Annotated in this window: 22 protein-coding genes; 19 read left to right on the top strand and 3 right to left on the bottom strand. The window is 66.8% G+C overall.

Features of this window, described 5'->3' with window-relative positions:
- Window positions 1-32 precede the first annotated feature (32 nt).
- The 7 genes from metG (at window position 33) to ACQPYZ_RS29095 (ending at window position 7,036) form a co-directional block, all read left to right on the top strand.
- Entirely contained in the window at window positions 33-1,787 is a 1,755-nt protein-coding gene (gene metG / locus ACQPYZ_RS29125; RefSeq protein ID WP_433161701.1) for a methionine--tRNA ligase, read from the top strand.
- Between the two features lie 66 nt (window positions 1,788-1,853).
- Window positions 1,854-2,291, top strand: coding sequence for an SRPBCC domain-containing protein (locus ACQPYZ_RS29120; protein WP_433161699.1), 438 nt, complete (start codon window positions 1,854-1,856; stop codon window positions 2,289-2,291).
- Window positions 2,292-2,296: 5 nt separating this feature from the next.
- On the top strand, window positions 2,297-3,211 hold the full coding sequence (locus ACQPYZ_RS29115; protein ID WP_433161697.1) for a TatD family hydrolase: 915 nt from the start codon (window positions 2,297-2,299) through the stop codon (window positions 3,209-3,211).
- A gap of 10 nt (window positions 3,212-3,221) precedes the next feature.
- Window positions 3,222-3,836, top strand: a complete 615-nt coding sequence (locus ACQPYZ_RS29110; protein ID WP_433161695.1) for a nitroreductase family protein — start codon at window positions 3,222-3,224, stop codon at window positions 3,834-3,836.
- 218 nt (window positions 3,837-4,054) lie between these two features.
- Entirely contained in the window at window positions 4,055-5,188 is a 1,134-nt protein-coding gene (locus tag ACQPYZ_RS29105; protein ID WP_433161692.1) for a ubiquitin-like domain-containing protein, read from the top strand.
- Window positions 5,189-5,204: 16 nt separating this feature from the next.
- Window positions 5,205-6,086, top strand: a complete 882-nt coding sequence (gene rsmA / locus ACQPYZ_RS29100) for a 16S rRNA (adenine(1518)-N(6)/adenine(1519)-N(6))-dimethyltransferase RsmA (protein ID WP_433161691.1) — start codon at window positions 5,205-5,207, stop codon at window positions 6,084-6,086.
- 11 nt (window positions 6,087-6,097) lie between these two features.
- On the top strand, window positions 6,098-7,036 hold the full coding sequence (locus ACQPYZ_RS29095) for a 4-(cytidine 5'-diphospho)-2-C-methyl-D-erythritol kinase (protein WP_433161688.1): 939 nt from the start codon (window positions 6,098-6,100) through the stop codon (window positions 7,034-7,036).
- Here the strand turns inward: ACQPYZ_RS29095 and ACQPYZ_RS29090 are convergent.
- The 3 genes from ACQPYZ_RS29090 to ACQPYZ_RS29080 form a co-directional block, all read right to left on the bottom strand.
- Window positions 7,026-7,391, bottom strand: coding sequence for a hypothetical protein (locus ACQPYZ_RS29090; protein ID WP_433161687.1), 366 nt, complete (start codon window positions 7,389-7,391; stop codon window positions 7,026-7,028). The two genes, ACQPYZ_RS29095 and ACQPYZ_RS29090, sit on opposite strands and share 11 nt — an antisense overlap.
- Before the next feature lies 1 nt (window position 7,392).
- Complete coding sequence (locus ACQPYZ_RS29085) at window positions 7,393-8,733, bottom strand: class I tRNA ligase family protein (RefSeq protein ID WP_433161686.1); 1,341 nt, start codon at window positions 8,731-8,733, stop codon at window positions 7,393-7,395.
- Window positions 8,734-8,895: 162 nt separating this feature from the next.
- The gene (locus ACQPYZ_RS29080; RefSeq protein WP_433161685.1) at window positions 8,896-10,221 is read right to left on the bottom strand and encodes a hypothetical protein; all 1,326 of its coding nucleotides are present in this window, start codon (window positions 10,219-10,221) and stop codon (window positions 8,896-8,898) included.
- Window positions 10,222-10,501: 280 nt separating this feature from the next.
- Between ACQPYZ_RS29080 and ACQPYZ_RS29075 the strand changes: the two genes are divergently transcribed.
- From ACQPYZ_RS29075 to ACQPYZ_RS29020, 12 genes are all read left to right on the top strand, one after another.
- The gene (locus tag ACQPYZ_RS29075) at window positions 10,502-12,400 is read left to right on the top strand and encodes a GTP-binding protein (protein WP_433161684.1); all 1,899 of its coding nucleotides are present in this window, start codon (window positions 10,502-10,504) and stop codon (window positions 12,398-12,400) included.
- Window positions 12,401-12,465: 65 nt separating this feature from the next.
- Complete coding sequence (locus ACQPYZ_RS29070; protein ID WP_433161682.1) at window positions 12,466-13,053, top strand: RHS repeat-associated core domain-containing protein; 588 nt, start codon at window positions 12,466-12,468, stop codon at window positions 13,051-13,053.
- 102 nt (window positions 13,054-13,155) lie between these two features.
- Window positions 13,156-13,563, top strand: a complete 408-nt coding sequence (locus tag ACQPYZ_RS29065; RefSeq protein ID WP_433161680.1) for a hypothetical protein — start codon at window positions 13,156-13,158, stop codon at window positions 13,561-13,563.
- Between the two features lie 349 nt (window positions 13,564-13,912).
- Complete coding sequence (locus ACQPYZ_RS29060) at window positions 13,913-14,386, top strand: hypothetical protein (protein WP_433161678.1); 474 nt, start codon at window positions 13,913-13,915, stop codon at window positions 14,384-14,386.
- A gap of 232 nt (window positions 14,387-14,618) precedes the next feature.
- Entirely contained in the window at window positions 14,619-15,074 is a 456-nt protein-coding gene (locus tag ACQPYZ_RS29055) for a DUF4265 domain-containing protein (RefSeq protein ID WP_433161676.1), read from the top strand.
- Window positions 15,075-15,443: 369 nt separating this feature from the next.
- A complete protein-coding gene (locus tag ACQPYZ_RS29050) occupies window positions 15,444-15,737 on the top strand; it encodes a hypothetical protein (protein ID WP_433161674.1) in 294 nt (97 codons plus the stop codon).
- 309 nt (window positions 15,738-16,046) lie between these two features.
- Window positions 16,047-16,304 carry a hypothetical protein gene (locus tag ACQPYZ_RS29045; RefSeq protein WP_433161673.1) on the top strand — a complete coding sequence of 86 codons (258 nt, stop codon included), beginning with the start codon at window positions 16,047-16,049 and terminating at the stop codon, window positions 16,302-16,304.
- 399 nt (window positions 16,305-16,703) lie between these two features.
- Window positions 16,704-17,165, top strand: coding sequence for a hypothetical protein (locus tag ACQPYZ_RS29040; RefSeq protein ID WP_433161670.1), 462 nt, complete (start codon window positions 16,704-16,706; stop codon window positions 17,163-17,165).
- A gap of 147 nt (window positions 17,166-17,312) precedes the next feature.
- Window positions 17,313-18,647, top strand: a complete 1,335-nt coding sequence (locus ACQPYZ_RS29035) for an RHS repeat-associated core domain-containing protein (RefSeq protein ID WP_433161668.1) — start codon at window positions 17,313-17,315, stop codon at window positions 18,645-18,647.
- Window positions 18,648-18,829: 182 nt separating this feature from the next.
- Window positions 18,830-19,264 (top strand): hypothetical protein, encoded by a 435-nt coding sequence (locus ACQPYZ_RS29030; protein ID WP_433161666.1) that lies wholly within the window; start codon window positions 18,830-18,832, stop codon window positions 19,262-19,264.
- A 2-nt stretch (window positions 19,265-19,266) separates the two neighbouring features.
- Window positions 19,267-19,671, top strand: coding sequence for a hypothetical protein (locus ACQPYZ_RS29025; RefSeq protein ID WP_433161665.1), 405 nt, complete (start codon window positions 19,267-19,269; stop codon window positions 19,669-19,671).
- A gap of 638 nt (window positions 19,672-20,309) precedes the next feature.
- Window positions 20,310-22,151 carry an ABC-F family ATP-binding cassette domain-containing protein gene (locus ACQPYZ_RS29020; protein WP_433161664.1) on the top strand — a complete coding sequence of 614 codons (1,842 nt, stop codon included), beginning with the start codon at window positions 20,310-20,312 and terminating at the stop codon, window positions 22,149-22,151.
- Window positions 22,152-22,521 lie beyond the last annotated feature (370 nt).

Raw genomic sequence — 22,521 nt, 5'->3', positions numbered from 1 at the left:
CTCGAGCCGACCTGACTTCTACAGTCGGCGGTATGACCAGCATCCTCTCCGCGGTGGCGTGGCCGTACGCGAACGGGCCGCGGCACATCGGGCACGTGTCGGGGTTCGGCGTACCTTCGGACGTGTTCAGCCGGTACCTGCGGATGGCCGGTCACGACGTGCTGATGGTGTCCGGGACGGACGAGCACGGGACGCCGATCCTGGTGCAGGCCGAGCAGGAGGGCGTCCCACCGCGGGAGCTGGCGGACCGGTACAACCGGGTGATCGTCGAGGACCTGCACGGACTCGGGTTGTCGTACGACCTGTTCACCCGGACGACGACCCGCAACCACTACGCGGTCGCGCAGGAGCTGTTCAGAATCGTTCACCGCAACGGATATCTCGTCCCCAGGGCGACCATGGGCGCGATCTCGCCGTCGACCGGGCGGACCCTGCCGGACCGCTACATCGAGGGCACCTGCCCGATCTGCCGGTACCACGCCGCGCGTGGCGACCAGTGCGACAACTGCGGCAACCAGCTGGACGCGATCGACCTGCGCAACCCGCACAGCCGGATCAACGGCGAGACGCCGGTCTTCGTCGAGACCGAGCACTTCTTCCTCGACCTGCCGGCGCTCGCGGACGCGCTCGGCTCCTGGTTGCAGACCCGCACCGGCTGGCGGCCGAACGTGCTGAAGTTCGCGCTCAACCTGCTCGACGACGTCCGGCCGCGGGCGATGACCCGCGACATCGACTGGGGGATCCCGGTCCCGCTGCCGGGCTGGGAGGACAACCCGAACAAGCGGCTGTACGTCTGGTTCGACGCGGTCATCGGCTACCTGTCGGCGAGTATCGAGTGGGCCCGCCGGACCGGCGACCCGGACGCCTGGCGGAAGTGGTGGTGCGACCCGGAGGCGCAGTCGTACTACTTCATGGGCAAGGACAACATCACCTTCCACGCGCAGATCTGGCCGGCCGAGCTTCTCGGCCACAACCACTCACCCGGCGAGTACGGCGCGCTGAACCTGCCGACCGAGGTGGTCAGCAGCGAGTTCCTCACCATGGAGGGCCGGAAGTTCTCGTCGTCCCGGTCGGTGGTGATCTACGTCCGCGACGTCCTGGAACGCTACGGCCCGGACGCCCTGCGGTACTTCATCTCGGTGGCCGGACCCGAGACCCAGGACACCGACTTCACCTGGGCCGAGTTCGTCCGGCGGAACAACGACGAGCTGGTCAGCACCTGGGGCAACCTGGTGAACCGGACCGCGTCGATGATCGCGAAGAACGTCGGCGCGATCCCGGCCGCCGGACAGCTCACCACCGCCGACCACGAACTGCTTGCCGCCAGCAAGGAGGCCTTCGGCACCGTCGGCGACCACCTCCGCCACCAGCGGCTGAAGCGCGCGATCGAGGCGGCCATGCACAACGCCGCCGAGGCGAACCAGTACCTCTCCCAGCAGGCGCCGTGGAAGGAGGCCGACCCCGAGCGGAAGGCCACCGTCCTGCACGTCGCCGCGCAGGTGGTGGCCGACAGCAACCGTCTGCTCGCACCGTTCCTGCCGCACTCGGCCGAACGCGTCCACCAGGCCCTCGGCGGTACGGCGCCCTTCCTGCCACAGCCGGAGATCCGGGAGGTGGACGACCTCGACGGCGGTCCGGCGTACCCGGTCATCACCGGCGACTACTCCGGCCAACCACGCTGGGCGCAGGAGCCGATCGTTCCCGGAACGCCGGTGCGGCCGCCGACCCCGATCTTCACCAAGCTGGCGCCGGAGGTGGTCGACGAGGAGCTCGCGCGCCTCGAGTGACGCGTTTCTACAAGACCGTGGGCGGACACCGGTCCTACCGTCGGGGGCAGAGAGGAGCTGAGGACGATGACGAACTTCCTGGCCACGGCGGAGACCGATATCGCGGCCTCGCCCGCACGGGTGTGGGAGGTGCTGACCGATCCGGACGAGCTTCGGCAGATCTGGTTCGGTGCCGAGGTGAAGACCGACTGGCGACCCGGCAGTCCGATCACCTGGAGCGGCGAGTACGACGGCAAGGCGTACGAGGATCGCGGTGAGATCCTCGAGGTCGATCCCGGCCGGCTGCTGAAGGTGACGCATTTCAGTCCGTTGAGCGGGCAGCCCGACGTACCGGAGAACTACCACACGCTGACCTACCGGCTGGACAGCCACGGGACGTCCACGCACCTGTCGCTGACGCAGGACAACAACGCCAGCGAGGAGGAGGCGGCGCACTCGCGCGGCATGTGGGAGCAGCTGGTGGCCAAGGTCAAGGAAACGGCCGAGGCGCAGTCAGTAACCTAGGGCGTATGTCTGCTGATGGTGTGGAGGTCGACCGGCCGACCCGCGAGCGGGCCGCCATCGGGGAGGACGGCCGCTCGCGGGACCGGACCCGCCCGGCGGTGCCCGACCCGCTGCCGATGAACGTGGTCGACGCGCACTGCCATCTCGACATCGCCGACGGCGAGGACGGCGCCTGGCTGAGCCCCGCGGACGCGATCAAGCTGGCCTCGTCGGTCGGCGTCACCAGGATCGTCCAGGTGGGTTGCGACCTGCCCGGCGCGCTCTGGGCGGTCGAGGCCGCCGAGCAGTACAAGAGCGTGGTCGCCGGCGTCGCCCTGCACCCGAACGAAGCGCCCAAGCTGAAGGCCGCCGGCGGGCTGGACAGCGCGCTCGCCGAGATCGAGCAACTGGCGAAGAGCTCGGACAAGGTCCGGGTCATCGGGGAGACCGGGCTGGACTACTTCCGCACCGGTGAGGACGGCCGGGCCGCGCAGCACGAGTCGTTCGCCGCGCACATCGACCTGGCCAAGCGGCTGGACAAGACGCTGATGATCCACGACCGGGACGCGCACGACGACATCCTCCGGATCCTCGACACCGAAGGGATTCCGGACCGGGTGGTGATGCACTGCTTCTCCGGCGACACCGAGTTCGCCCGCGCCTGCGTGAACCGCGGGGCGTTCCTGAGCTTCGCCGGCGTGGTGACGTTCAAGAACGCCCAGTCGCTGCGGGACGCGCTGGCGGTGACGCCGCTCGACCGCGTGCTGGTCGAGACCGACGCGCCGTACCTGACGCCGTCCCCGCACCGCGGTCAGCCGAACGCGTCGTACCTGATCCCGCACACGGTCCGGAAGATGGCCGGCGTACTGAACATCTCGGTCCCGGAGCTGTGCGAGGCGCTGAACACCAACGCGAACAGGGCTTTCGGCGGCGCCTGGTAGACAAGGCCTCATGGAGTTCAGTGAGGTGGTCCGGCGGCGCCGGATGGTCCGCAACTACGACCCCGACCGCCCGGTGCCGGCGGAGATCCGGGAACGCATTCTGGAGAACGGGCTGCACGCGCCGTCCGGCGGCTTCAGCCAGGGCTGGGCGTTCCTGACCCTCGAGGGCGACGACCGGGAGCGGTACTGGGGGATCGCGGGCGCCGAGGTGGACGAGAAGTATGTGGAATGGATCACGGGACTGCGCCGGGCGCCGCTGCTGATCCTGGCCTTCGCGCACAAGGACGCGTACCTCGATCGCTACACCGAGCCGGACAAGGGCTGGACCGATCGCGACGAGTCCCGGTGGACGGCGCCGTACTGGTACGTCGACACCGGGATGGCGGTCCTGCTGATGCTGCAGACGGTGGTCGACGAAGGCCTGGGAGCCTGCTTCTTCGGGCCTCCCGCGGACAAGGTCGGCAAGCTCTACCAGGAGTTCGGCGTGCCGGCCGGGTTCGACCTGATCGGCCTGCTCTCGGTCGGCTACCGGGCCCCGGACAAGCGGTCGCCGTCGCTCAAACGCGGCCGCCGCGGTACGGCGGACGTGGTCCATCGGGGGCACTGGGGCCGTCACGAGGTGTGATCGGGCCATTACACCTTTTCGCGACTCGCCGACGAGAGGATTGGCGCTTCCGGAACTTCTTCGTTACTGTCTCGTGATGTTGGCCGGGATCGGGGAAGGTTCCGGGCAGTACGCCCCTCGGCGTGAACCGTGGTTTCCGGGCCCTGTTCTCCCGGCATTCGCGGCCCGCGCCAGTACTGTCCAGCCCCGTGCCCGGGTAGCCCTACCTGGGAGCGTTAGTGCGTAAGTCCATCATCGTGGCCGTCGGTGCGACGGCCGCGTTCGCTGTCGCGGGCGGCTCCGTGGCCTATGCCAGCAAGAGCAAGACCGTCAGTCTCTCCGTCGACGGCCAGGTGCAGAAGGTGCACACCTTCGGCTCCACCGTGGCGGACGCCCTGAAGGCCGAGAAGATCCAGGTCGGCGAGCACGATGTCGTGGCGCCGGGTCCGGACTCGAAGCTCAAGGACGGCCAGGAGATCGCGGTGCAGTACGGTCGCCAGCTGACCGTCAACGCCGACGGCGTCAAGAAGTCGTTCTGGACCACCGCCGACAGCGTCAACGAGGCGCTCGCGGACCTCGGTCTGCGGTACGACACCGCGGCCGTCTTCTCCACCAGCCGGAGCGCGCCTATCGGGCGCGAGGGGCTGGAGCTCGTCGTCAAGACCCCGAAGACCGTGCAGATCGTCCGCCAGGGCAAGGTCGCGACGGTCAAGTCGATGGCCGGGACCGTCGGTGAGGCGCTCACCGCGGCGAAGATCGTCTGGGACAAGGACGACCGGATCAGCCCGGCGCCGGCCACCGCGCTCAAGCCCGGCGTCAACAAGATCGGCTACGTCAAGGTCGACCTGAAGAAGGTCACCAAGACCGAGGCGATCGCGTTCGGCACCGACGAGACCGAGTCGGCCACCCTGCTCGAGGGGACCAAGAAGACCACCGCGGCGGGCAAGGCCGGCGAGAAGTCGATCACGTACCTGTACACCTACCTCGACGGCAAGCTGTCGGCCACCAAGGTGGTCACCAGCAAGGTCGTCTCGGTGCCGGTGGACGCGAAGGTCGCCGTCGGCACCAAGCCGAAGCCGAAGCCGGAGGAAGAGGAGAAGCCGACCTCCGACGTCGAGCCGCCGGTCGGCGACACCAGCGCGTGGGACCGGATCGCCGAGTGCGAGTCGGGCGGCAACTGGTCGATCAACACCGGCAACGGGTACTACGGCGGCCTCCAGTTCAGCCACCAGACCTGGGTCGCGTACGGCGGTGACGCCTACGCCGAGAACGCCCACTTGGCCAGCAAGGCGCAGCAGATCGCGATCGCCGAGAAGGTCCGGGCGGCGCGGGGCGGCTACGGCGACTGGCCGGTCTGCGGGAAGCGCGCGTAGTGCGACACTGTGCTGTGTGAGCAGCGCTGATTCATCCACATCAGCCGGACCGAGGCTTCTCGGTCCGGCTGATGTGCGTTCACTGGCCGCTTCGCTCGGGGTGCGCCCGACCAAGCAGCGCGGGCAGAACTTCGTCATCGACCCGAACACGGTCCGCCGGATCGTCCGGGCGGCCGCGCTCGACGAGGCCGGGGAGACGGTGCTGGAGGTCGGTCCCGGGCTCGGCTCGCTGACGCTGGCGCTGCTGGCCGCGGGGCATCGCGTGACCGCGGTCGAGATCGATCCGCTGCTCGCGTCCGCGCTGCCGTCGACGATCGCGTCGTACGCGCCGGGGCAGGCCGATCGGCTGACCGTGATCGAGGCCGACGCGATGGACGTCGGGCCCGCCGAGATCGGTGCTCCGACCGCGTGTGTGGCCAACCTGCCGTACAACGTCGCCGTCCCGGTGCTGCTGCATCTGCTCGAGGTGTACGACTCGCTGCGGCACGGGCTGGTGATGGTGCAGTCCGAGGTCGCCGACCGGCTCGCGGCCGCGCCCGGTTCACGCACGTACGGCGTACCGTCGGCGAAGGCGGCTTGGTACGCCGACGTCCGCCGCGCCGGGCCGATCGGGCGGACCGTGTTCTGGCCGGCGCCGAACGTCGACTCCGGCCTGGTCGCGTTCGAACGCCGCGAACCACCTTCCACGTCAGCGAGTCGGGAGGAGGTCTTCGCGGTGATCGAGGCCGCGTTCTCCCAACGGCGCAAGACGATCCGGTCCGCACTGGCGCGCTGGCTGCCCGACCGCGACCGCCTGGACGAGGTCTTCCGGCGGACGGGCATCGACGCCCGCCTCCGCGGCGAGATGCTCGGCATCACCGAGTTCGCCGCGCTCGCCGACGCAGCCCGCACTGCCTGATGCCCTAGCCTGTGCGGGTGCCACCTTCTGCTGAGGTCACGGTGCGGTCGCCGGCCAAGATCAATCTCGGTCTGTCGGTCGGTCCGCCGCGCCCGGACGGATTCCACCCCGTCGCCACGGTCTACCAGGCCGTTGCCCTGTACGACGACGTGAATGCCGTCGTCCGGAACGACGACGCCGCGATCTCGGTGGAGGTGGTCGGCGACTTCGCGGCCGACGTACCGACGGACGAGACCAACCTGGCGGTGCGGGCGGCGCGGCTGCTGCAGGCGGAGTACGACGTGGAGGAAGGCGTCGCGCTGACCATCCGGAAGACGATCCCGGTCGCGGGCGGGATGGCGGGCGGTTCGACTGACGCGGCAGCGACTCTGGTGGCGTGCAACCGGCTGTGGGGTCTGCAGTTGTCGCAGACCGAGTTGCAGCAGCTCGCCGGCGACCTCGGCAGCGACGTACCGTTCTGCCTGGTCGGTCACACCGCGCTCGGCCACGGCCGCGGCGAGCAGGTGACCGAGGTGATGTCCCGCGGGACGTTCCACTGGGTGTTCGCGATCGCCGAGGGCGGACTGTCCACGCCGGCCGTGTACGGCGAGCTGGACCGCCTCCGCCCGCTCCGCCGGGTCGAGGCGCCGCAGGTCCGGCCGGAGCTGTTGTCCGCCCTGCTGTCCGGCCAGCCCGGCGCCCTCGCGGTTGCTCTCAGCAACGACCTCCAGGCGGCCGCGTTGTCGCTGCGCCCCGAGCTCGGCGACACCCTCCAGTTCGGCCTCGATCAGGGTGCCCTGGCCGCCCAGATCTCCGGCTCCGGCCCCACCTGCCTGTTCCTCGCCGCCGACAGCCGCAGCGCCGTCGACCTGGCCGTCGAGCTCGCCGAGTCCGGCCTCTGCCGCATGGTCCGCCAAGCCGAAGGCCCCGTCCCCGGCGCCCGAATCCTCCCCGCCACCGTCAACCGCTGAGCGAATCCGGGGGTGGTGGGGCTAGGGAGGGGTGGACCTCTTCGATGATCGAGGTGCCGGTGGCGCCGTCGAGGCGGTGGTAGTGCTCGGTGAGGGTGAGGGTGCCGTCGGCAGTCCAGGAGGGGATGCTGGTGAGCTTGCCGGCGGTCGCGGTGCCGTCGGTGGCGAGCTGGCAGTAGGTCGCGGTGATCGTGCCGGCGTCGTCACAGGTGCCGACCAGGCGGCCGAAGTACAGGCGGCCGCCGCCGAACTCGGCCCAGATCAGCTTGCCGTTCTGGTGGTAGCGGCCGGTCGGCGCGTCCGGCGGGTTGCCGACCGGGCGGAAGATCCGGCCGTCGTAGTTCGGGACCTCCATGTCACCGCCCCGTCAGGACCGACAGCAGCATCTCGGCCTCCGGCGTACTCGCGGCCAGCCCGGTGAGCACCGACCGGACCGCCAGCGCCGGGTCGAACCCGCGCGGCCGCAACGCCGCGGCACCGCGCCGGACGTCGGCCTCGGCGAGTACGGCGGGCAGCGCGGAGCGTCCCACGCCGTCGAGCAACGGACGGACATACGCCTCGAACTCCCGGTACGCCGACAACGTGAAGTCACTGGGATAGCGATCCGGCCGGTCCCAGGCGAGGTAGAGCCGGACGATGTCGACGTCCTCCTCGTGCAGGAAGTCGTTCGCCCAGATCGCGTGGTCGCGGCTGGTCGAGAACTTCTCCCCGTCGAGCGTGTAGAACTCGTTCACCTGCGCCCCGCCGATCGCCTCCGGCGGCACCCCGCAGGCCAGGTAGACCGCCGGCCAGAACAGCGCGAAGTAGAACCCGTTGTCGATCCCGTTGAAGTGCCACAACGAGCCGACCTCGGACCACGCCTGCGATGTCTCCTCCAGTCCGATCGCTCCCGGCCGGATCGACTGCGCGACGCCGTACACCGTGGACAGGCCGACCTCGGCGTACACCTCCAGCCGGAGCCCTTCATGCGGCCCGGTGCCGGCGAGACCCCAGTTGGTCGGATACGCGATCGGTACGTCGGGCAGCCGCCGCTCGAGGTAGTGCGTGACGAGCCGGCGCGCGCGGTCGGGGAGCTCGGCGCGCAACCAGATCTCGATCAGCTCCTGGCGGTAGTCCTCCATCGACAGCACCGGGACCTTCGCCTGGAACGGTCGTGGCTCACCACCGCAGCGGTTGCAGCGCGGGTCGAGCAGGTTGTCCGCGGCGGTGTACCCGCCGCAACCTTCGCAGCCGCCGCCGGCCGCGTCCGATCCACACCATGCGCAGACGCCGGCGACGTACGACTGGTGCAGGGTGCGACCGCAGTCACGGCAGGCCAGCAACGTCAGCTTGCGCAGGGGAAACCGGCCGGCCTCGGTGAGGTCGGCGGCCAGGGTGGTGACGCCGCGCCGGTACGCCTCGCTCTGTGGGTCGAGAAAGACGTCGTACCGGATTCTGGCGGCATCCAGTGCGTTGACGATCTCGTCCCGGTACGCGGCGGCCAGCTTGTCGACGTCGACGCCCTCGTCCTCGGCGCGGGTCAGCACCCAGTTCTGGTGGACGTCGAAGCCGGCGGTCGTCACCACCCGCTCGCCGCGCGCCCGTGCCGCCCGGGCCGCGATGTCCGCGGCCAGGTACGGACCGGACAGGTGCCCCACGTGCAAGGGCCCGTTCGCTGTGGCGGGAGGGACGATCACAACGGTCAGACCTGCGGGCATGAAGGACTCCTACCGTGGGCGGCGGTACGGCGTCCGGCCCGGTAACTCGCCTCACCGGGCCGGTCACAGCCCGCGACCTTACTCCTCTCGCTGCCTGCCCACCAGCCTGAAAACCCTTGTTTTCAAGGGGTTCTCCGACTGGTGGGCCAAGCGAGCGTTTGACTACGAGGTACGGAAGAAGCAGCAGCCGGCGGTCGCGCCGGTGGCGATGTTGACGATGCCGCCGTCGAGCTCCTGCGAGCCGCGGACCCAGAAACCGCCCAGGCCGTGGCTGACCAGGAACGCGCCCCAGGTGAGCAGCCACTCCTCCTCGCCGTCGTCGGTCGGGAAGGTCTCCGGCACCGGGTGGACCCGTCGCTGGAGGACCCACGGCTGGTCCATCGCCGCGTCCAGCCCGGCCGCCCAGGTGTCCGCGTCGGTCCGCCAGCCGAGCAGTACGCCGTCCCCGCCGTGCAGCGAGGTCGGCTTGAGGACCAGCTCCTCGCGGGCGGCGACGGCGTACTCGAGCAGGTCGGTCTTCCGGCCGTCGACGGTCACCTGTCCGCGGCGGACCATCCGCGTCCACGGCAGGATCCGGTCGAGTGCCGCCAGTTCGTCGGCGGAGTAGCGGTCCCGGTAGGCCTCGTCGGACAGCAGCGCGAGGCAGCCCTTGCTCCCGTACAGCTCGGCGTCGAGCGGGGTGAAGATCGCGACGTGGCCGCGTTCGGACGCCTGCAGGACCGGCTCGAGCATCGCGACCGCGCCCGGCTTGAGCAGGTCCTCGATCATGAACAGCCGGAAGACGATGTCGATCGGCCGGTCGCCCAGCCAGACCTTCTCGTCCTTGTACTCCAGCGCGTCCACCGGACAGGGCAGCGCGTCGATCCCCATCGGCGCCAGCATCGCGCCGATCTTGTGCAGCTGGCGTTCCAGGTCCGGGTAGCTGTCCGGGAAGTCCGCGATCGCCATCGTCGGCCGGACGCCGGTCGGCACCTTCGCCTCGGTCAGGATCGTCCGGACGACCTCCTCCATCGTCTCGGTGTAGTCGAGCCCGTGCTGCTCGACGAACTCCGCGATGAACGGCAGCTCCAGCATCGCCTTGTTGAGAATCGGATTGTCGACACCGCCGGCGGTGCTGCCCATGTTGATCTCGAGCAGGTGGAAGCCGTCGCCGTCCTTGTACATGTCCGCGCGGGCGAACCGGCTGGGCGCCGTACCCCGGCCGCGCACCACGGCGTCGGCCTGCTCCTGCGTCAGCCCGACCGCCAGCGCGAACGCGCCGAGGTCGCCGCCGAAGAGTCGCTCGGGGATGCGGGTCAGCGCGGAGTGCAGTAGATCGAGATCACCGGCGAGCTGGTGGTACTCCTCCGCCTCCAGGAAGGCTGGCCGGCTGAGACAGCGGCCCATGTAGCCGGTGGCGTCGAGTTGAGGTGCCACGGCCGCGCGGATCGCGCTCGGCTTCGGACCTCGGGTGGTGGCGGCGGCGAGATAATCGTCCGTCAATGACATGAGAACTCCTTGTCCTCCCCAGTGACCGCCCCAGACGTCTCGTTCCGCGAAGTAGTAACGAGACCCGGGCGGCCGTGGGCGGCAGGCTAATCGCCGACGATCGGCCGCTGAAAGGGCTCACCGAAAATCAGTGGCGGGCAATTCCGGGGCAGCGTTACCATCCAAGCGTTTGCCCATGCCCTCGACGGATGGACGGAGACCGGGATGCGCCGCGGAGTGATCGACCTCAGCACCACTGATCGCTTCGACGTATTCGCGAGGACTCTTGAACTCTCTGACGATGGGCATTGTGGCGCATGTCGACGCCGGTAAGACCAGCCTGACCGAGCGGCTGCTGCACGCCGCCGGAGTCATCGACCGGGTCGGCCGGGTCGACGACGGGAACACCCAGACCGACTCGATGGAGCTCGAGCGCCGGCGCGGGATCACCATCCGGTCGGCGGTGGTGTCGTTCGAGCTGGGCGACCTGACCGTCAACCTGATCGACACCCCCGGGCACTCGGACTTCATCGCCGAGGTGGAACGCGCGCTGTCCGTGCTGGACGGCGCGGTGCTGGTGATCTCGGCGGTGGAGGGCGTCCAGGTCCAGACCCGCCTGCTGATGCGTACGCTGCAGCGCCTGCGCATCCCCACCCTGCTGTTCGTGAACAAGATCGACCGCCTGGGTGCCCGGTACGACGACCTGCTGGCCGACATCGGCCGATTGTTGACAACCGCCGCCGTACCCATGGGATCGGTGACCGAGCTCGGGACCCGGGCAGCCCGGTTCGCGCCGTTTCCCCTGCCTGGCAAGGTGCTAGGTGAACTGCTTGCCGAGCGCAACGATGCGTTTCTGGCGCGCTATTTGGATGACGCCCTGGATGTCGAGGACTACCGTGCCGAGCTGCGACGACAGGTCGGGGCGGCGCAGGTCCATCCGGTGTATTTCGGGTCGGCGATGACCGGTGTCGGGGTGGACGAAGTGATTTCCGGCATTCAGGCGTGGTTGCCGCGTGCCGATGGCTCTTCCGCGGATCCTTTGCAGGCAAGGGTTTTCAAGGTTGAGCGGGGTGCGGCCGGGCAGAAGATCGCGTCCGCGCGGGTGTTCTCCGGATCCCTGCCGGCGCGGTCGTACGTCGACGTGCACCCGGCGGCTGGTCCGTCGTACCAGGCTCGTCCGACCGCTGTCGAGCTGTTCGTGCGTGGATCGAGGGTGAGCGTGGATCGTGCCGAGGCCGGCCAGATCGTCACCCTGCGGGGGTTGAAGGAGGTGCGGATCGGCGATCAGTTGGGTGAGCGTGCGGACGGTGTCGGGCGGTTGTTCGCACCGCCGACGCTCGAGACCGTGGTCAGCGCGCGGGACCGGGTGAAGCTGTTCCAGGCACTGACGCAGCTCGCCGAGCAGGACCCGCTGATCCAGGTCCGCAAGGCCGACGACATCACCGTCAGCCTGTACGGCGAGGTGCAGAAGGAGGTCATCGCGTCGCTGCTGGAGAGCGAGTACGGCCTGACCGTCCACTTCAGCGAGACGTCGCCGATCCATGTCGAGCGGTTGACCGGCGTCGGCTCGGCGTACCGGGAAATGGGTGCCCCTGACAACCCTTGGGTCGCGACGGTCGGCTTCCGGGTCGCCCCGGCGGACGAGGGCGTCGACTACCGCGTCGAGTCCGAGGTCGGCGCGCTCCCGCGCGCGTTCCACACTGCGATCGAGGAAACCGTCCGGTTGACCTTGCAACAAGGCCTTTACGGCTGGGAGATTCCGGACATCTGCGTGACCGTGACCCACACCGGCTACAGCTCCCCGACGACTGTGGCCGCCGACTTCCGCCGCCTCGTCCCCGTAGTCCTCCTGCAAGCTGTGGCCGAGGCCGGCACCACCGTCCTCGAACCCGTCAACCACTTCGAGCTCGACGTACCCCCGGACTCGCTCTCCCGGGTCCTGTCCGCGTTGGCCGAGTCCCGAGCCGTCGTCGAACAGACCACCCTCCACCCCGACCACGCCCACCTCGAAGGCACCCTCCCCGCCGCCACCACCCACCCCTTCGAAACCCACCTCCCCGGCCTCACCCACGGCGAAGGCATCCTCACCCCCACAACCACCACCTACACCCCCGCGCCACCCCCACCCCCCACCCGCCCCCGAACCGACGGCAACCCCCTCAACCCAAAGCAATACCTCCTCCACCTCAACCAAACCTGACCCGGGCGTTACTGACCTCTTCGAGCCTGTCCGCGGCACAAAGCGCAAGCGCAACAAGGTCATTGGTGAGGTTTGGGAGCACGACATGCTCCACGAGGACCATTGGGAGGTATATAAGAACAAGAAGGCGTACGAGAACGGGAGCGTTCTCGCGCGGTTTGGGTCGACGGTCGCGACTCAAGGGGTACCGCGTCGGTTACCAAGGCGACTGGACCGACCCTCGCACCGGAGACGTCAACCAAGCCGCCCGCTGGTACAACCCAGGCACCGGCACCTTCACCTCCCGAGACACCATGACCTACGACGCCGGCGTACCGTGCACCCGCCCCAACCTCTACGCCTACGCCGGCGCCAACCCGCTCACCTTCCACGACCCCGACGGTCAGATGTTTCACGACGCCGGCGGCGGTGGGAACTGCAAGCCGATCGGGAGGGCGATCGATTGGAACGGTGACTTCCCGATCAGGGAACTGGTCTGCGATCCACCGAAGCCTCCGAAGCCACCGCCTCCGCCCCGCCTGGCGGCTGCCACAAGAAGGGTGATTGCGGCGGGTGCCAGAAACGGGACTGCGACCCGAAGCCCGCCTCCAGGCGAACGGGGTTCAGGTCCTACCGAACTGGCTCGACGGTCCTTTTGGAGCGATCGTTCCTAACGGCCGCATCGTCGGGACAAAGGGGCAGACCAACATCCGCGTGATCGTGAGCGACGACGGCCGCGTCATTAACGCCTTCCCTGTCAACGTAAGGTGAACGAAGTGGAGATCACATACAGCCGCTTGAATGCTGACGAGCTCAGCGGCGCGACCCAAGCTGACTACTTGGTTTCCCTCGATGGTCACCTTCGCGTGATTGACGGTGCGTTGACGATCTACGACGAGCCGGCCTTCCCCGTGGTGGAGTTCGCACGGAATCTGTTCATCTGGCTGGATGATCCAGACCGGAGCGACTTCGAGTTCGACTCGATGTCGTACGAGGAAGTTGGGTCAATTGCCGTGCGGAAAAATGCCGCGGGATGGACCATCGAGTCAGTCTTTGCCCCCGGTGTGTCGTCGTCACCCCTCAGTTGGACTGAGGTCGAAAGTAGCTGCCGTGGGTTCATTTCCCGAGTGGCAGGTGACCTTCATCGGCTCGGGCTCGATCCCGACGACGTGCTGGGTCGGTGACAGTCCAGACGTTGACGAGGACAAGTACACCGGTGGAGAGGGCTGGTGATGACTACTCGGCCCCCGGACGCAACGGGGAACCGCCGTCGATGTCGATGATGCGAAAACGCTTTTTGGAAGAATGAGGCTGCTGAGCCGAACGCCGCAAGTCAGTGGGGTCAGCAGAACGTCTCGCGGATGAAGAACGGGCTCGCATCCTAGGGGAATGAATCTGAGACCGGCAGGGCTGAATCTAAGGAACTGAGCCATGAACCCGTTCCATGGCGTGCGGGCGAAACGTTACCCGCGCCTCGGTGGCCGACACGCATGCACTGATAGATCCATTTCGACTACTTGGTAGTATTTGCAAATGACCACAGAAAGCTCTATGCCTAGACTTGAGGGGCTATTTAAAGCCTCCGCGGGTAAGCCGGTTGAATTCAACGGCTCCACCGTGTACCTGGCCTATGGGCTGAAGCTTGGCGCACGCCAGGTAGACGTCGGCCTCCGAGTGAAGTCTGACGGCCGTGAGCCAGTTCAGGGGATTTGCGTTGAGATCGACGATGGTCAACTGGAGCTCAACGGAGCCATGAACGCCGGAATGGTGCTTTGGATGGACGTAGCTCCTCCTGAGATGAACATCAGAGCTGGCGGAGCGTCCGACTCCATCCTTCGGGTGTGGAACTGCTGGCGAGGAAAATTCGGACAAAGAGATGCCTGGATAGGAAATGCGGGGATGCTGGTCGACGCCCAGGCCGACGGCATCTATCGATTTCGGTGCAGTGATGGTCCAGGAGCACCGGATTTTACGGCTCTCGAATTCGAACTTCGCCTGTCGGAATAGGTCCGCGAAGGGCGGACTATGCCGCCGCGAGCAGCATCGGTCTAAGGCTTCAATAGCTCGTGATTAGTGCTGCAGTCAAAGTGCGTGGCCTGAGTTGGATCACCTGAGAGGGTTTGTTGGGGGATGCGCTGACCCGCGAGTCTGTGTTGTTTAGTGCGTCAAGGCATTTGAGCCGGTATGATCGGCCGGTGTTCTTGGGACCCTTGACCTTCGCCTTGGTGGTAGGTCCGTGATGAACAGCGAAGCGGTCCACCGGGAGCCGGTCTGGCGTGATCGCTCGAACTTCGTGATCGCGACTCGGATCGAGCCAGGACAGAGCGGAGTGAGCACCGAGCAACTGTGGGCGCGCTGTATCGACGATCTCCACTACGAATTGTGTTGTATACCGTTCTTCGCGTACGACTTGGCGCTTGGCGATGTCGTCGAGGTTGACGCGAGTTACATGGTGAGGCGCGTGACGAAGGGATCCGGGCGCTCTGTCTTCCGAGTCTATTTCGGGCGCTCCGAGCACCCTACTGCGGAGATTGTCGAACACCTGACTGGGCTGGGTGGTCTCGTCGAGTGGTCCTCTGAGAACCTGCTAGCCGTCGATGCGCCCGATCAGGCGACAGCTCAACCGATCGCGGACTACTTGCAGGAACAAGAGGACCTAGGTCGTTTGATGTACGAGACGGGTAAGACCACGTGACCATTCCGATGCAGCGCGGAGTCGGTGCACTCGAGTCCGGGACATCACGCGCTTGTAGATAGGACGCCTACCAGCGTGGATCATGTCAGGCTCCGGCGGTGATGGATACGTCAGCGTCGTGGACGACGTACCATGTGCTCGATGACTTCCACAATAGGCGGGCTACTGTGCTCGGCGTGAAGCGCGATGGTGACATCGTGGTGCGGTCCGGGAACGTTGCCGGCTTCAACCACAACCCAGGTGCAGGCTTCCCGAGCCAGCCCACGGACGTGTTCTTGATCGAAGGAACCTCGCCAAGCGTTGTTCCCTATAACCCCACACGGACGCCGTGAGCCTGCCAACGCCAGAGAACCCAGGACAGGCGCGTGTATGGGAAACTACATTGTCGCGCAGGCGGTGCAGGCGTCGCTCGGACAGCTTCCACTGCATGCCCTTGCTGTGGGAGTCGAGGTGCATGGGTCACGGATCCGACTTCGGTTTCAACTCTCGGAGATCACTGAAGAGGACGAAGCCGGGATCGGCGAAATCGTCAACGGACTCGAGACTCTGGTCGGCGATGAGGTCGCTGTCGAGTCGATGCGCGAGATTCGGAACGAGCATGAGATCTCGCCAACCGACGGCGTGCGCTGGATCGTTCTCGTACGGCGGGAGCGTCGTGGCTGAGGAGAGGTCGACTGTACGGTCTTGCCGGCAGCGCCGGACCGGCCTCGCGCTGACAGGACTCGGCTTCACCGGCGGCACGGTCGACGGCATACGAGTCCGGACCGAGTTGGCAACGGCACGATTATGGACGCGATCCGAAGCGAATCAGCCACAGGCGTTCCGACCGGAGGCCGTATGCGTCCGATCACGGGCAGGAGACTCTCAGAGAGCTGAACAGCTGGTTGCGACGCAATCAAGATGCCGACCCTGCGACCGGCTGGTCGCCCAGAGTCTTGTCGACGAGATGTCCCTCGTGCTGGGAGGTGTCGGATGACGGCGAGTACCGTCGCCGTCGGCGGGCTCATTGATGCGGGCCGCGAGCTCATGCCCGTCCTGGCGGAACACCTTCAGGACAACGAGGGCGAGCTGCTGCCGCCTCTCGTCATGGCCGACGTCGTTCGTTGGCTCGTCGGTCACCGGAAGACTGATCCCGAGATCTGTCAGTCGGTCCTCGATTGGCTGGAACGCGAGTACGCGCGTGGTCCCGAGGGCGTCTGTGGACTTATCGCCGTCAACGGGTCGAGATGATTCCCGACTCTGGGCAGCCTGGATCGGAACTCCGAGACCTGCTGGGCCCGGAACTCAAGAGAGTGGACCCTTGGCACCCCTGATCGCACGCCTATCCGGCCCGGCCGCGGCATACCGGACGCCGGTGCCGGAGCAAGCCAAGGCGGCTGGATCGCGTCTGGTCACGTGAGTCTTGCGGTCGCCCCGGTGGGATGCACGCCGAGGATGTAGCCCAGGGCATCGCACCAGGCAGGCAGATGAGTCGGCCGTTTGGGTGGCGCCGGGATGCAGGCACAGGAGAATTGACCTGGCAGCCGATCAACGTGTGTGTGCAGTGTCAGCCGAAGTACCCCCCGTCCCTGTTTCCGCCAGGTACAAGCGCTGACTCAGGCGGAGCTTGGGGTCGATGAGGAGGGAAGGTTGACCGTCGCAGACGTCGCCATTCGGGCGGTGGATTGGTCGAGTTACCAGGTGCTCGACGGAAGCGCATCGCGGTTGCGCGATCACCTGGCTGAGTTCATCTCGGCGGCTCCGGTCGAAGAGAGACCGAGACTGTGGGCGACGATGGAAAACCACGTCTTTGTGCAAGACGACGTTTTCAGTTCGGCTGAGCCAGTTATCTCGGTGTTGCTCGCTTCTCTGGTCGATGAGCGTCCTCAACATGTACGAATCGCTGTACTGGACCTGCTGTTCCATTTGATTCAAGCCGCAAGGTATCGAGCGGACGATCTTGGGAAGCGATGCCTCGAGCAGGCTGTCGCCGGAGGCTGGTTGCTGGTACGGGAGGCCATCGCAGGCCCTGCAGCCGTCACGGAGGCATCCCTGGAGGTCTTGGACATCGCATCACCTGCGCACGCGCAGATCGCTCGGGCGAGTCTTTAACTCGACAGTGGGGCCGGGCGAGCGGGCGAGGGCAACGGGGAAGCGGTCTACAACTACGCAATCAACTCTCAGGCAGTTGCGGCTGTCAAGGCGCTTGGCGACTACGTGCCAGCAGGTCAGCTCGGAGGCTACGAAGCCTTCGGGCGGATGAACTCTGACGTCCTGAAGGCCGGGATGACGTCGGTGTCGTCGATCACCTATGGCTACGACGCCGACAACAACGTCACCGCCAAGAACACAACCGGCGTCGCCGGTGCCGGCAACAACACTTACGTCTACGACCAACTCGGCCGGTTGACGTCCTGGACGAAGGGATCGACCACCACCGAGTACGGCTGGGACGCGAACAGCAACCGGGTCAAGGCGGGCACGAAGCTGGCGTCGTACGACGAACGTAACCGGCTGCTGAACGACGGCACCTCCACCTACACCTACTCACCCCGCGGTGCCCTGCTGTCCAAGACGACCGGGACCACGACCGAGGCGTTCGGCTTCGATGCGTTCGATCGGATGATCACCCGGTCCGACCGCGACTTCACCTATGACGCTCTCGATCGGCCGGTCCAGGCCGGCACGGCGCGAATGCGCTACGACGGTTTCAGCGATGAGGTCGTCTCCGACGGAACCCAGTTCTTCGGCCGCTCCGCGTCGGACGGGTTGTTGTCGGTCGGGTACGAGACCACCAAACGTCTCGTCCTGGCCGACCGGCACGGCGACATCGTGGCCGGTTTCGACCCCGCCGACACCACCCTGGCCGCCGGCCTGCCCGACACCCGGACCTTCGACCCGTTCGGCAACTCCACGAACGCTTCGGGGTTGAAGTACCGCGTCGGCTACCAGGGCGACTGGACCGACCCCCGCTCCGGAGACGTCAACCAAGGCGCCCGCTGGTACAACCCCGGCACCGGCACCTTCACCTCCCGAGACACCATCACCTACGACGCCGGCGTACCGTCGACCCGCTCCAACCTCTACGCCTACGCAGGCGCCAACCCGCTCACCTTCCACGACCCCGACGGCCGGATGTTCCACGACCCCGGCGGCGGTGGGAACTGCAAGCCGATCGGGAAGGTGATCGATTGGAACGGTGACTTCCCGATCAGGGAACTGGTCTGCGATCCACCGAAGCCTCCGAAGCCACCGCCGCCGCCTCCGCCCCCGCCTGGCGGCTGCCAGGAGACGGGTGATTGCGGCGGGTGCCAGAACGGGACTGCGACCCGAAGCCCCCGTGCAGGAACTGTGACCCGAAGCCTCCGTGCAAGACGCAGTCCTGCCAACCCAAGCCGCCACCGCCGCCGGTCTGCGACGCCCAGTGTCAGCTCAACAAGAAGGTCATCAAGGAACGAAAGGAACTTGAGCACGAAGCCAAGAACGTCCCTCACCCACCCCCAGGCAACCCGTCCTGCGCCAACGGCAACCCCGCCCTGTGCCCGGTCGCACCCACCCAACCAGCCACCGTCGTCGGCGCCGGAGACGACCTGACCAACGAAACCAGCGCCTGGTCCGACCAGCAGCACCAAAACGCCCTCAACCAAGTCGGCTCCGTCATCGACAGCGTCGCCAACACCGGCGGCCACAACTGGCTCCACTCCTTCCAGGCGCCCGAGGTCTGCAAATGTGGACGCCCAGGCAGTCCACCAGCGATCGGGGGATGGGGAGGAGAAATGACCGGCGGACGCCTCTTGGCGGGTGCCGGCGGTTCAGGGAAGGGGGCAATCGCTGCCGCTGGCGTTGGTGGGATAATCATCGCGGTGGGTGTCCTGATCAACGGGATCTTGCACAACGATGCATGGGACGGGGAAAGCGGCGAGGCCGTTGACCCTCACGGGATCGAGGATGAGACCGGATTTTCGCCGGAGGAGTTGGGTCAGTTGGTCGAGGGTCATGTCCCTGAGGACCGATTTGGCGAAAAGAAGCCAGGTGAACTTGCAAAGGAGATTCAGGAAGTGTTGCAGGACCCAGCCGCTCCAGTGAAGCCAGGAAATGCAGGTCCATGGGTCCGGGACGAAAAGCGGAATCGGACAATCATGCTTAACAAGAATCAGCCCTGGAGAAGTACCGCGGTCACGGAATCGAAGGGTCGCTGGGAGCAGAGGTAGCCATGGAAAAGGTATCTTGGAGCGACATCGGGTTCACTGCCGGCGAGAGCACGCACCTCGATTCGTTTCGACGCAATGGTGACGCGTTGCCGTTCGCGCAGGAGTTGGCTACATGGCGCCAATGGGTGGTGGAGGTTGAGCGTGGCGAATTATTGACGCTTGATGAATTCGAGAGTGCGTATAGCATGCGCGATGATGTTGATGCGAGTTTCCGGGCGCTTGAGAGCTCGCTTCGGGGTCGACTCTATCCGGTCCTTGATGATCTGGATTTCCGCTACCGTGATAGCACGGTGCCGGGTAGCCTGCCAGTCGCCGCGCCGTCGAACTCTCCGTGGTGGTGGAGTCGGGTGCCGATTAGGAATGCTGCAAGAGCGTTCCTTGACGAAGACATTGATGCTCGAAGGTAGCAATCGTTTGTCGGAGTCGCCGAACCCAAGGCGTATGAAGAGGGAAGTTGAGCGTCGCAAAAGTCGCGATTCAGGCGGTCGATTGGTCGAGTTGTCAGGTGCTCGACGGAAGCGCCTTACGGTACGGCGAGCACTTGGTTGAGTTCATCTCGGCGGGTCCGGTCATTGATAGACCAAGACTGTGGCCGACGATCGAGAGCCACGTCTTGTGGAGGCGACGTTTTCAGTGCGGCTGAGTCAAATATTTCGGTCCCCGCCGCCATCAAGAAGCCATGTCCCGAGGTCTTGGACATCGCATCTCCTGAGTGCGCGCAGTTCGCTCGGGCGAGCCTTTGACTCCATCAATGCTGCCGTCCATCGAGGTTGGACAGGACGAGGAAGCCCGGGAGCACGGAGGATACGGCGAAAGCGGGCACTTAGATTTCGTTCGACTCGCCGGCCGACAATGCTGGCGCCGGGTCGTCGTCGTGGTGTTCAGGATCACGGATCGGTCCAGCGATGTATGGGCGCGGTAGGCCCTGCTCGCGTGGTCGACTTCCAGAAGGTCGTGGGTCACCGGGACCAAGGCGGTTGAGCCGGGAGGGATCCGGCACGTGGACGGTCGGGGGTGGTGGGGGGTCGGATAGTGTGGGCGCGATATGGCTGGTTCTGTGGGTAATTTGGTCAACCTGGAAGCTGTTTCGAAGGGCTTCGGGACTCGGACGCTTCTGGACTCGGTGAGCCTCGGCGTCGGCCGGGGTGAGCGGGTTGGGGTGGTCGGGCGCAACGGCGACGGGAAGTCGACGCTGTTGCAGTTGCTGGCTCGGCGGGAGGAGCCGGACAGCGGGCGGATCACCCACAATCGCGACCTTCGGGTCGGGTATCTGGGCCAAACCGACGACCTCGATCCCGAGCAGACGGTGCTGCACGCGGTGCTCGGCGACCGAGAGACCTACACCTGGGCGGCGGATCCGCGGGCGCGTTCGGTGATGGAGCACTTGCTCGGCGGCGTGGACCACCAGGCGCTGATCGGCACCCTGAGCGGTGGCGAACGTCGGCGGGCCTCCCTCGCCCGACTGCTGCTCACCGAGGTCGACCTGCTGATCCTGGACGAGCCGACCAACCACCTGGACATCGAGGCGGTCAACTGGCTGGCCGCGCACGTCGTCGACCGGGCCAGCGCGCTGATCGTCGTCACGCACGACCGCTGGTTCCTCGACGCGGTCTGCACCGAGACCTGGGAGGTCCAGGGCGGCCGCGTCACGTCGTACGACGGTGGGTACGCCGCCTACGTCCTGGCCAAGGCGGAGCGTGCTCGCACGGCCCAGGTGACCGAGGCGAAGCGGCAGAACCTGCTGAAGAAAGAGCTCGCCTGGTTGCGTCGTGGGGCGCCCGCCCGCACCAGCAAGCCGAAGTTCCGCATCGACGCGGCCAACGCCCTGATCGAGAACGAGCCGCCACCCCGCGACCAGCTCGCGCTGTCCCAGTTGGCGACGGCTCGCCTCGGCAAGGACGTGTTCGACGCCGAGGATGTCAGCCTGAGCTTCGGCGACCGGGTCATGCTCGACCACGTGACGTTCCGGCTCGGCCCGGCCGACCGGATCGGGCTGCTCGGTCCGAACGGCGCCGGCAAGACGACGTTCCTCAGGGTCCTCACCGGTCAGCTGCCGCCCGACCGCGGGGTCGTGAAGCAGGGCAAGACCGTCCGGGTCGCCAGCCTGTCGCAGACCCTCGAGGAGGTTGACGGTACGGCGACCGTCCTGCAGCACATCACCGACATCCGTCGTACGGCGGCACTCGCCGGCCGGGGTGGTGAGCTGACGTCGTCGCAACTGCTGGAGCGGTTCGGGTTCAGCGGGGACAAGTTGACGACGCGGATCTCCGACCTGTCCGGTGGTGAGCGGCGTCGGCTGCAGCTGCTGCGGATCCTGCTGGACGAGCCGAATGTGCTCATCCTCGACGAGCCGACCAACGATCTGGACGTCGAGACGCTCACCGTGCTCGAGGACTTCCTCGACAGCTGGCCGGGCGTGGTCGTCACCGTCACCCACGACCGCTACTTCCTCGAGCGGGTCAGCGACATGGTGTACGCGATCATGGGCGACGGCCGGGTCCGCCACCTGCCTCGCGGCGTCGACCAGTACATCGACGAGCTCAGCGGCACCGCTCCACGCCGTACGACGACCGCGGCGACCGGCCCGGGGACCGGCACAACGACGACCGGCACAGCGACCGGTACGGCGACGAGTGGTACGGCGAGCGCACCCGACGAGCCGGTGGTCGACGCGGCGGCGGCCCGGGCGGCGAAGAAGGAACTGAACCGGATCGAGCGCCAACTGGCGAAGCTGACCGAGACCGAGGCCAAGCTGCACGACCAGCTGGCCGCGAACGCGAGCAACTACGCGCGGCTGGCCGAGCTGGACACCGAGCTGCGCAAGCTCGCCGACGAACGGGCCGAGCTCGAGACCGCCTGGTTCGACGCCGCCGAACGCGCCGAATGACCAGCGCCCGATGACCAGCGCCCGATGACCGGCGCCCGATGACCGGCGCCCGATGACCGGCGCCCGATGACCGGCGCCCGAACGCGCCGAATGACCAGCGCTCGAATGCACTGAATGACCCGGCGCCAAATCAACCGTTTGAATAGTGAATCACCCAGCGCGTAATGCCTGTGGAAAACATGTGGAAACAGAACAGGATCGCGGTGCACCCTCCGATCCCCTGTGATTCGGAGGGCGCACCGCGACCACCGGGTGAGCGGGCCCCGTGCGGGCCGGCGTTGTTCGGGCCCCGAGCCCCGGACACCGCGCGACCGCTTTCGGCGGACCACCTCTTGCCGCCGAAGTCACTGTGTTCTAACGTTTCGTGATC

Origin of the sequence: Kribbella sp. CA-247076 (genome assembly GCF_050942445.1) — a bacterium.
In the GTDB taxonomy this organism is placed as follows: Bacteria; Actinomycetota; Actinomycetes; order Propionibacteriales; family Kribbellaceae; genus Kribbella.
The sequence above is the reverse complement of the archived record's forward strand: the minus strand, read 5'-3'. Positions and strand labels throughout refer to the sequence as shown.

Bases quoted from the DNA above. Each gene is read 5' to 3' on its own strand.
- metG (WP_433161701.1), top strand. From the start codon at position 33: ATGACCAGCATCCTCTCCGCGGTGGCGTGGCCGTACGCGAACGGGCCG.
- ACQPYZ_RS29120 (WP_433161699.1), top strand. From the start codon at position 1,854: ATGACGAACTTCCTGGCCACGGCGGAGACCGATATCGCGGCCTCGCCC.
- ACQPYZ_RS29115 (WP_433161697.1), top strand. From the start codon at position 2,297: ATGTCTGCTGATGGTGTGGAGGTCGACCGGCCGACCCGCGAGCGGGCC.
- ACQPYZ_RS29110 (WP_433161695.1), top strand. From the start codon at position 3,222: ATGGAGTTCAGTGAGGTGGTCCGGCGGCGCCGGATGGTCCGCAACTAC.
- ACQPYZ_RS29090 (WP_433161687.1), bottom strand. From the start codon at position 7,391: ATGGAGGTCCCGAACTACGACGGCCGGATCTTCCGCCCGGTCGGCAAC.
- ACQPYZ_RS29085 (WP_433161686.1), bottom strand. From the start codon at position 8,733: ATGCCCGCAGGTCTGACCGTTGTGATCGTCCCTCCCGCCACAGCGAAC.
- ACQPYZ_RS29080 (WP_433161685.1), bottom strand. From the start codon at position 10,221: ATGTCATTGACGGACGATTATCTCGCCGCCGCCACCACCCGAGGTCCG.
- ACQPYZ_RS29075 (WP_433161684.1), top strand. From the start codon at position 10,502: ATGGGCATTGTGGCGCATGTCGACGCCGGTAAGACCAGCCTGACCGAG.
- ACQPYZ_RS29060 (WP_433161678.1), top strand. From the start codon at position 13,913: ATGACCACAGAAAGCTCTATGCCTAGACTTGAGGGGCTATTTAAAGCC.
- ACQPYZ_RS29055 (WP_433161676.1), top strand. From the start codon at position 14,619: ATGAACAGCGAAGCGGTCCACCGGGAGCCGGTCTGGCGTGATCGCTCG.
- ACQPYZ_RS29050 (WP_433161674.1), top strand. From the start codon at position 15,444: ATGGGAAACTACATTGTCGCGCAGGCGGTGCAGGCGTCGCTCGGACAG.
- ACQPYZ_RS29045 (WP_433161673.1), top strand. From the start codon at position 16,047: ATGACGGCGAGTACCGTCGCCGTCGGCGGGCTCATTGATGCGGGCCGC.
- ACQPYZ_RS29035 (WP_433161668.1), top strand. From the start codon at position 17,313: ATGAACTCTGACGTCCTGAAGGCCGGGATGACGTCGGTGTCGTCGATC.
- ACQPYZ_RS29030 (WP_433161666.1), top strand. From the start codon at position 18,830: ATGACCGGCGGACGCCTCTTGGCGGGTGCCGGCGGTTCAGGGAAGGGG.
- ACQPYZ_RS29025 (WP_433161665.1), top strand. From the start codon at position 19,267: ATGGAAAAGGTATCTTGGAGCGACATCGGGTTCACTGCCGGCGAGAGC.
- ACQPYZ_RS29020 (WP_433161664.1), top strand. From the start codon at position 20,310: ATGGCTGGTTCTGTGGGTAATTTGGTCAACCTGGAAGCTGTTTCGAAG.